General features: G+C 63.0%; 5 protein-coding genes and 1 rRNA gene. 1 reads left to right on the plus strand and 5 read right to left on the minus strand.

Going from position 1 to position 6976, the window contains the following annotated elements; all coding sequences use genetic code 11:
- Positions 1–28: 28 nt before the first annotated feature.
- The 4 genes from AR689_RS07355 to AR689_RS07370 all read right to left on the minus strand — a co-directional run bounded on the left by AR689_RS07355 (position 29) and on the right by AR689_RS07370 (position 5478).
- Positions 29–2002 (minus strand): NHL domain-containing thioredoxin family protein, encoded by a 1974-nt coding sequence (locus AR689_RS07355; protein ID WP_062068520.1) that lies wholly within the window; start codon positions 2000–2002, stop codon positions 29–31.
- Positions 2002–4275: a bifunctional copper resistance protein CopD/cytochrome c oxidase assembly protein gene (locus AR689_RS07360; RefSeq protein ID WP_062068522.1), complete on the minus strand. Its 2274-nt coding sequence runs from the start codon at positions 4273–4275 to the stop codon at positions 2002–2004. The genes AR689_RS07355 and AR689_RS07360 overlap by 1 nt, the downstream gene beginning before the upstream one ends.
- 122 nt (positions 4276–4397) lie before the next feature.
- Positions 4398–4685 (minus strand): HU family DNA-binding protein, encoded by a 288-nt coding sequence (locus tag AR689_RS07365; RefSeq protein ID WP_011776355.1) that lies wholly within the window; start codon positions 4683–4685, stop codon positions 4398–4400.
- A gap of 229 nt (positions 4686–4914) precedes the next feature.
- Positions 4915–5478 carry a GNAT family N-acetyltransferase gene (locus AR689_RS07370; RefSeq protein ID WP_062068524.1) on the minus strand — a complete coding sequence of 188 codons (564 nt, stop codon included), beginning with the start codon at positions 5476–5478 and terminating at the stop codon, positions 4915–4917.
- 199 nt (positions 5479–5677) lie between these two features.
- Here AR689_RS07370 and AR689_RS07375 point away from each other — a divergent pair, with 199 nt between their 5' ends.
- Positions 5678–6703 carry a patatin-like phospholipase family protein gene (locus AR689_RS07375; RefSeq protein WP_156424538.1) on the plus strand — a complete coding sequence of 342 codons (1026 nt, stop codon included), beginning with the start codon at positions 5678–5680 and terminating at the stop codon, positions 6701–6703.
- Between the two features lie 147 nt (positions 6704–6850).
- Here the strand turns inward: AR689_RS07375 and rrf are convergent.
- A 5S ribosomal RNA gene (rrf, locus tag AR689_RS07380) occupies positions 6851–6967 on the minus strand.
- Positions 6968–6976: the final 9 nt, after the last annotated feature.

Raw genomic sequence — 6976 nt, forward strand, 5'->3', positions numbered from 1 at the left:
AACCCGGGCCATTACAACCTAGCGGGGCTTAGTCCATGCCGCGCAGGTCCAGCACCAGCTCGGACTCACCGTCGGCCTGCAGCACTACGGGAATGCCCCAGTCCTGCTGGTAGAGGTGGCAGGCCGCGTGGTCCGGGATTTCGCCGTCCTCAGTCTCGGGACCATCGCATGCAGCCGCGCGGGCAGTGATGTGAAGGATGCCCTCAGGTACGTCGGCAGACAGTTCAAGGGTGCGCAGCAAGCCCACCGAGGTGCCACCACCTGAGACCAGGAGCTCTGGCGGCGTGGAGGAAATCTTCAACTGCGTGGGGTCGCCCCAACGGTCGTCCAGCTTCTGGCCGGTGGGAGCCTTGAAACGTACCGCGAGCTCCAGGGTACCGGGGGTCACCGGGCTCTTGGGACGGTGCGTCTGCGAGGCTCCCTCGTCCACTTGCAGGGCTTCCTTGGGAATGGGAACCAGGACCAGTTGGTGCTTGTTGGACTCAACCACCACCAGCAGCGGATCGCTGCCTTCAACCTGAACCACGACGACGTCGCTGGGCTCCGCGAGGCCCCTCGCCAAGGTGGACACGGACTTGGTTGCGGGGTCGTAGCGGCGCACGGCACCGTTGTAAGTGTCTGCGATGGCCACGGAATTGTCCGGCAGAACCGTAACACCCAAGGGATGTTGCAGGCGGGCTTCATCGGCCCCGCCATCGCGGAAGCCGAAATCGAAGAGGCCCTTGCCCACTGCGGTTTCCACGGTCACGCCGGAATCGCTGACCACCAGGCGACGCAAGGACGACGTTTCCGAGTCCGCAACCCAGATGTTGTCTTCACCATCAATGGCCAAACCGGACGACTGGGCGAACCAGGCTTCCTCCGCTTTGCCGTCAAGGAGTCCCTCAAGTCCGGAACCGGCGAGTATGGAAACTTCGTTGGCCAAGGGATCGAAGGCGAAGATCTGGTGTGTTCCCGCCATGGCGATGACCACTCGCTGCAGCTTCTCGCTCCAGACCACGTCCCACGGTGAGGACAGTGAAACCTCGGTACCGAGACCCAAAGACCCAACATCGATCGCGTCGGCAGCGAAGTCAGCTTGGCCGCCGTCGTGGTGTTCAGACCACGTTCCGGCACCGGTGTCCGTTACTCGGGCAGGGCCGGCGTCGAGCAGCCGCTGAACACCGTTGCCGGCGAGGGTCTGCACGTAGCCGGAGCTCAGCGTGACGCCACGCAGGCGATGGTTGACGGTATCGGCAACCACTGCGTCGTAGCCGAGCTTCCACGCCAATTCCGACGGCAGGACGGTCACGCCCTGGGGTTCGTTGAACTGTGCGATCTCCGACTGTCCGTCCAGGAACCCCTTGGTGCCGGAGCCGATGATGCGCTCAACGGTTTCAAGATCGGGGCGGAGCTCCACCAGCCGGTGATGGCCGGAATCCACTACCAGGTAGTTGCCGTTGGCGAGCTGCGTGGCCTTTCCAGGGAAACGCAGAGTGCCCGACGTTGGCTCGGGAGCCACGTACGGTCCGTTACCGCGGTGAAGCGTACCCTTGGCCTCGTGCTCGGCCACGAGTTCCTCCAGGAGGACGGCGAGGCCGCCTGCGTGCCCCTCGCCGGAGAGGTGGGCCACGATGTAGCCCTCGGGGTCGATGACCACCAGTGTGGGCCACGCACGGGCGGTGTAGGCCTTCCACGTTGCCAGCTCGGGATCATCCAGAACGGGGTGGTGGATTTCGTAACGTTCAACGGCGGATGCCAGTGCGACAGGATCCGCTTCGTGTTCGAACTTGGGCGAATGCACGCCGACCGTCACCAGGACGTCCGAGTACTTTTCCTCAAGGGGGCGCAGCTCATCCAGCACGTGCAGGCAGTTGATGCAGCAGAAGGTCCAGAAATCCAGCAACACGATCTTGCCGCGCAAGGACTCGAGGTCCAGCGATTTCCCGCCCGTGTTGAGCCAGCCGCGGCCCTCCAGTTCGGAGGCCCGGACCCGGAGTTGGGTACGTACGGTTTCGCTCATCAGCGTCCTTCCAGCTTGGTGTTCGGTTCGGTCTGCCCTGCAGAGTCTGTGGTGGCGTGTTCGGCGTTGCCGCGTTCCGACCGCGCCGGTGTGGATCCTTGGGCCTCCATGGACGCCTGAGGGGTCCTGGCTGCCTGGTTGGTTCGGTTGATGATCTTGGCGTCGCGGTCGGCGAGCCGGGCAAACATATCGTTGTAAGCACTGAGATCGGCGTCGTTATTCCTGTCGGCGGCCCGATCCACCCGGCGGGTCTCCCGTTCGTCCGAACGGGACCACATCACTGCGACGCCGATCGCCACCAGCAAGGTGGGAACCTCTCCGATGCCCCAAGCCACTGCACCACCCAGTTGCTGGTCCCCAATGGCCGACGGGCCCCAGGCCCTGCCCAGGTTTCCGAAGTAATCCGCGGCCAGCAGGCCTGTGCCACCCATGATGGCCACGCCAAAGAATGCGTGGAAGCCCATGGTGGCCAGCAGCAGGAGCAGGCGCATAGGGTACGGGGCGCGGCGGGGAAGAGGATCGCTACCGATCATGCTGAGCACAAAGATGTAGCCGGTCAGCAGGAAATGCACGTTCATGAGCTCATGGCCTACGTGCTCGCGCATCGCCAGGCTGAACAGGTCCGAGTAGTAGAACAGGACGATCGAGCCCGCGAAGTTTGCAGCGGCGAACAACGGGTGCGTCACGATCTGCGAGAACTTTGAGTGCACGAACAGCAGCAGCCATTCGCGGAGGCCCCGCGAGCCGTGAACGCCTTCACCCCGGGCCGGAAGTGCACGCAAGGCAAGCGTCACGGGGGAACCGAGGACCAGGAAGATGGGAGCCACCATGGTGAGGGCCATGTGATCCACCATGTGTGCAGAGAAGAGCACGCGTCCGTAAACGGCGGGCGGACCGGACGTGATGTACATGAGCACCACCAGTCCGATGAGCCAGTTCACCGTCCGGAACCACGACCACTTGTCGCCACGCTTGCGGACTTTGATGATGCCAAGGATGTAGGAAACGGCACCGAACAGGGCGACGCCAACCCACAGCCAGTCGAAGCGCCATTCAGTCAACCAGCGTTCCGGGGTGAGCTCCGGTGGGAGCTCGTAGCCGGAGAGGATGAACGACGGCGAGGCGTCGGGTGCGTAGGTGGTGGGCTGCGGCGGCGCCGAGCGTCCGAGCGCAACGGCGAGTCCCGACGTCGCGCCCATCACCAGCAGCTCAACCAAGACGAGCTGCCACAACACTCGGCGGGCGGACAGGGAACCGTTCTTGCCCAGCTGTGGGATGACCCACTGGCGGTGCATGAAGCCGATACCACCGAGCACCAAGGTGGCCAGGGACTTGGCGATAATGAGCTGGCCATAGGCGGAGCCGAAAAGGTCGGCAGGGTTTGTCACGCGTATGGCTGCGTTGATGACACCGGAAGCGAACACCAAGACAAAGGCGAAACCGGCCAGCGACGAGAAGCGACGCAGGGTTTGCTCGGTGATGTCCGGGGTCCCCTTGCTCCGGGAACCCGTGAGAATACCGGAGAGGACCGCGAGCATGATGATGCCGCCAACCCAGGTGGACACACCCACCAGGTGGAGGCCCAGGGAGTTAATGGCGCCTTCATGGTCGCTTGAACTGGAGGAGTGGCCAATCAGGGCTGTGGGAATCAGGCCGATCAGGGCCAACAGGAGCGTGAACGCCAGGCCTGTCAGCGACCTCACGCCGAACAACGCAGTAGTGACAACGGCGGCAATGATGGTGACCGCGAGCCAGGCTTTGCCGGTCTCGATGTCCGTCATGAAGTAGACCAAGGAACGTGTGAACTCCGCGTCTCCGGAGAGCCCCTGACCTGCGACATCTGCGTACGTCAGTACGAGGACCGCCACTGCGGACAACGTCCAGGCTGCGCCGGCTGCCGCCGCGACGGCCAAGGCCCGGGCGAAGGCCGGATGTTCGGGGGCGTCAAGGTCCTTTTCGCGCGACCGGGAACCGCCGACGTTCTTGGGCAGGATACCGACGGCGAAGATCAGGCCGCCAACCACCGTTGCAACTGACACATTGTGGATGGCTTTCGCGATGGGGAGGCCCCATCGGACCAACTCGCCGGGGTCGGAGACCTGCCGGGCAGCTGAGGCGCCGGAGAAGATGAGGGCCGCTGCGAGAGCCAGGAACAGCACCCCCAGACCAGCCAGTTGCCACGGCAAGGAAATACCCGCGACTGTAGTGCCTCCCCGCGCTCCGGGCTTGGGAACAGGCGAAGGGGCAGTAGCGGAACTTCTTGCTGATGGCACCTATCCATTGTCCGCTACCTGCCGCCGGGCTGCGAATCGAAAAAGGCGCTATGTGCATTAACTAACAAAAGGGACGGCAACCATCAGGTTGCCGTCCCTTTGAGGCATTCGCCGAAGAGTAGTTACTTCTTCTTGGCGACAGCTGCCTTCAGCTTGGAGCCAGCGGTCAGCTTGACGCTGTGGCCAGCTGCGATCTGGATGGTTTCGCCGGTCTGCGGGTTGCGGCCGGTGCGAGCTGCACGGTCGGTGCGCTCAACTGCGAGCCAGCCCGGGATGGTGATCTTTTCGCCGGCGGCGACAGAAGTCTCGAAAACTTCGAACAGTGCATCGAGCACGGAGTTGACTGCTGCCTGGCTGGTGCCAGCCTTGCCTGCTACCTCTGCAACGAGTTCACTACGGTTCTTAGCCATTTACGTCCTCCTGGACTCATACGTTTTTGAGCTTTCAAGCGGAATGCGAGCAAGCCACTGTTCGAAAACTTACCAGCTTGGGCTGGCATGGCCAGCAAATTCCGCGTGTTTCCGCGCCTTTTTGACCAAAATCACCGGGTTTTCGGGGTTTTTAGGAGTGCTTTACGCCCTTGGCGTACCCTACGGCGTTGGCATTGCGCCCAAGGCGGGCACTCGCTGGCCGCCCTGACTAGAACAAAATACGTTGGAACAACACGTGGTCCTGCCACTCCCCGGCTATCTGGAGGTAGGACGGAGCTATCCCTATTCGCTCGAAACCGGACCGTTTCAGGACGGTTTGGGAGGCTGCGTTGTGCGCCAGCGTAGCGGCCTGGATTCGATGAAGGCCGAGTTCCTCGGTGGCCATGCTCACGACGGCGGCTACCGCGCCGGACGCTACACCCTTGCCGGTGCATCCCTCATCCACCCAGTAGCCGAGGTTGGCATTCAGGAAAGGCCCACGGACGATGCCGGAAAGCGTAAACATCCCGACGATTCCCTGTGCGGTGGTCACAACCCACTGCACCTCCGATCCCTGTTCATAAAGGTCCAACTTGTCCCTTATTACCGCCGACTGACCTGCGATACTGAAGAAATCGTCGGCCCGGACTGGTTCCCACGGCGCCAAGTGCCCTCGGTTCCGCCGGTAGGCAGCGGCCAGACCGGACGCATCTGAAATTTCCAGTGGTCGCAGGAGGAGCTCAGGGGCATCTTCGCCCGCTGATTCAATGTCCAGGTTTCGCGTGAGAATCATCTCTGGACTCTACCGGCGGAAACCCCACCGATTGCGCACGATACAGCCGAGTGATAACTTTCCGGTGATCGTGATCTTTGACAGGAGGTGAGTCCCATGAACGCAGTATCCACAGTGGCCGCTCCCCTGTCCACGATCCCGCGACTGAGCTAGTCGCCTCTGGGAGCGCCGAACAGGCACATCGCGAAAGGCGACTCCCATGAACACAACTCGTTCTTCTTTAGACATCAACGCACCCTCTGATGGACAGGATTCCAATCAGCTGGTCTCTCACCAGCCCCACCCGGCGATTGACGCCTCAAAGAGGGTGCCCACTGGCGAGCGGGCGCTGATCCTCGGCGGCGGCGGGTCCACAGGCAACGCATGGCTGATCGGCGTCGTCGCTGGGCTTTTCGACGCCGGGTTGGACGTAACCGCTGCGGACCTCACCGTTGGCACGTCCGCCGGTTCGACGGCGGCGGCCCAGTTGGTGGGGGCAACTCCACCCGAGCTCTTTGATGCCGTCCTTGCCGCGGCCGCGGTGATGCCCGCCGTGATCCCTGGCGCCGACTCCGCGCCATCCGCTCCTGCCAAGCACGTCGGCGGGAGGAACGGAGCCCGGGCTGTGACCGACCATATGGAACGAACCGGAAAAATCCTGGAGGACTCCACGGACATGGCTGATATGAGACGCCGCATGGGTGCCGCGGCTCTGGACATGGCCGAAGCCATGGAAGGCTCCAGTGCACGCTGGCGCCAAACCGTAGCCGCCCGACTACCCCATCAGGAGTGGCCGGAACGATTAGTGCTCCTCACGGCGGTTGACGCCCGCACCGGTGAACCGGTGGTGTTCGACCGCCATAGCAGAGTGGCGTTGGTTGACGCTGTGGCCGCCAGCTGTGCCAGTGGGTTCGCTTATGGCATTGGCAGCAATCACTATATCGACGGCGGCTACCGTTCCAACGCCGATAATGCCGACCTAGCGGCCGGGTACAGCCGCGTGCTGGTGCTGTCACCCTTTGGAGGTAAGACGCGAACTCCCTTGGAATGGGGCATGCACTTAACCGCACAGGTAGACGAACTACGCCGCAGCGGAAGCCGGGTTGAAACGGTCTTCCCCGTCAAGGAGGCTGAGCACCTGTTTGGCGTCAACGCCATGGACCTGTCGCTTCGGCCGGCAGCTGCCCAAGCCGGCTTCGATCAGGGCAAAGCCTTGGCCGGTCCGCTTAGCGCGTTCTGGCGCTGACCCGTCGCATGTCAGCCGCGACTGGGGGTTCCTCCAACCGTCAGTCGCGGCTGCTTCTAACTGGGTTCCGGCCGTCTTCGTGGGTGGTTTTGGTTGTTAAATGCGGGGAGCCCCGACCTGTGTGGTCGGGGCTCCCCGTGAATGGTTGTCCGGCGGTGTCCTACTCTCCCACACCCTCCCGGGTGCAGTACCATCGGCGCTGTGGGTCTTAGCTTCCGGGTTCGGAATGGGACCGGGCGTTTCCCCCACGCTATGACCGCCGTAACTCTGTTA

This window comes from Arthrobacter sp. EpRS71 (assembly GCF_001512285.1).
Taxonomy (GTDB): Bacteria; Actinomycetota; Actinomycetes; order Actinomycetales; family Micrococcaceae; genus Arthrobacter.

What these genes read in the sequence shown, in the direction of transcription:
- AR689_RS07355 (WP_062068520.1), bottom strand. Translation starts at nt 2,002, where the DNA reads ATGAGCGAAACCGTACGTACCCAACTCCGGGTCCGGGCCTCCGAACTG.
- AR689_RS07375 (WP_156424538.1), top strand. Translation starts at nt 5,678, where the DNA reads ATGAACACAACTCGTTCTTCTTTAGACATCAACGCACCCTCTGATGGA.
- AR689_RS07365 (WP_011776355.1), bottom strand. Translation starts at nt 4,685, where the DNA reads ATGGCTAAGAACCGTAGTGAACTCGTTGCAGAGGTAGCAGGCAAGGCT.
- AR689_RS07370 (WP_062068524.1), bottom strand. Translation starts at nt 5,478, where the DNA reads ATGATTCTCACGCGAAACCTGGACATTGAATCAGCGGGCGAAGATGCC.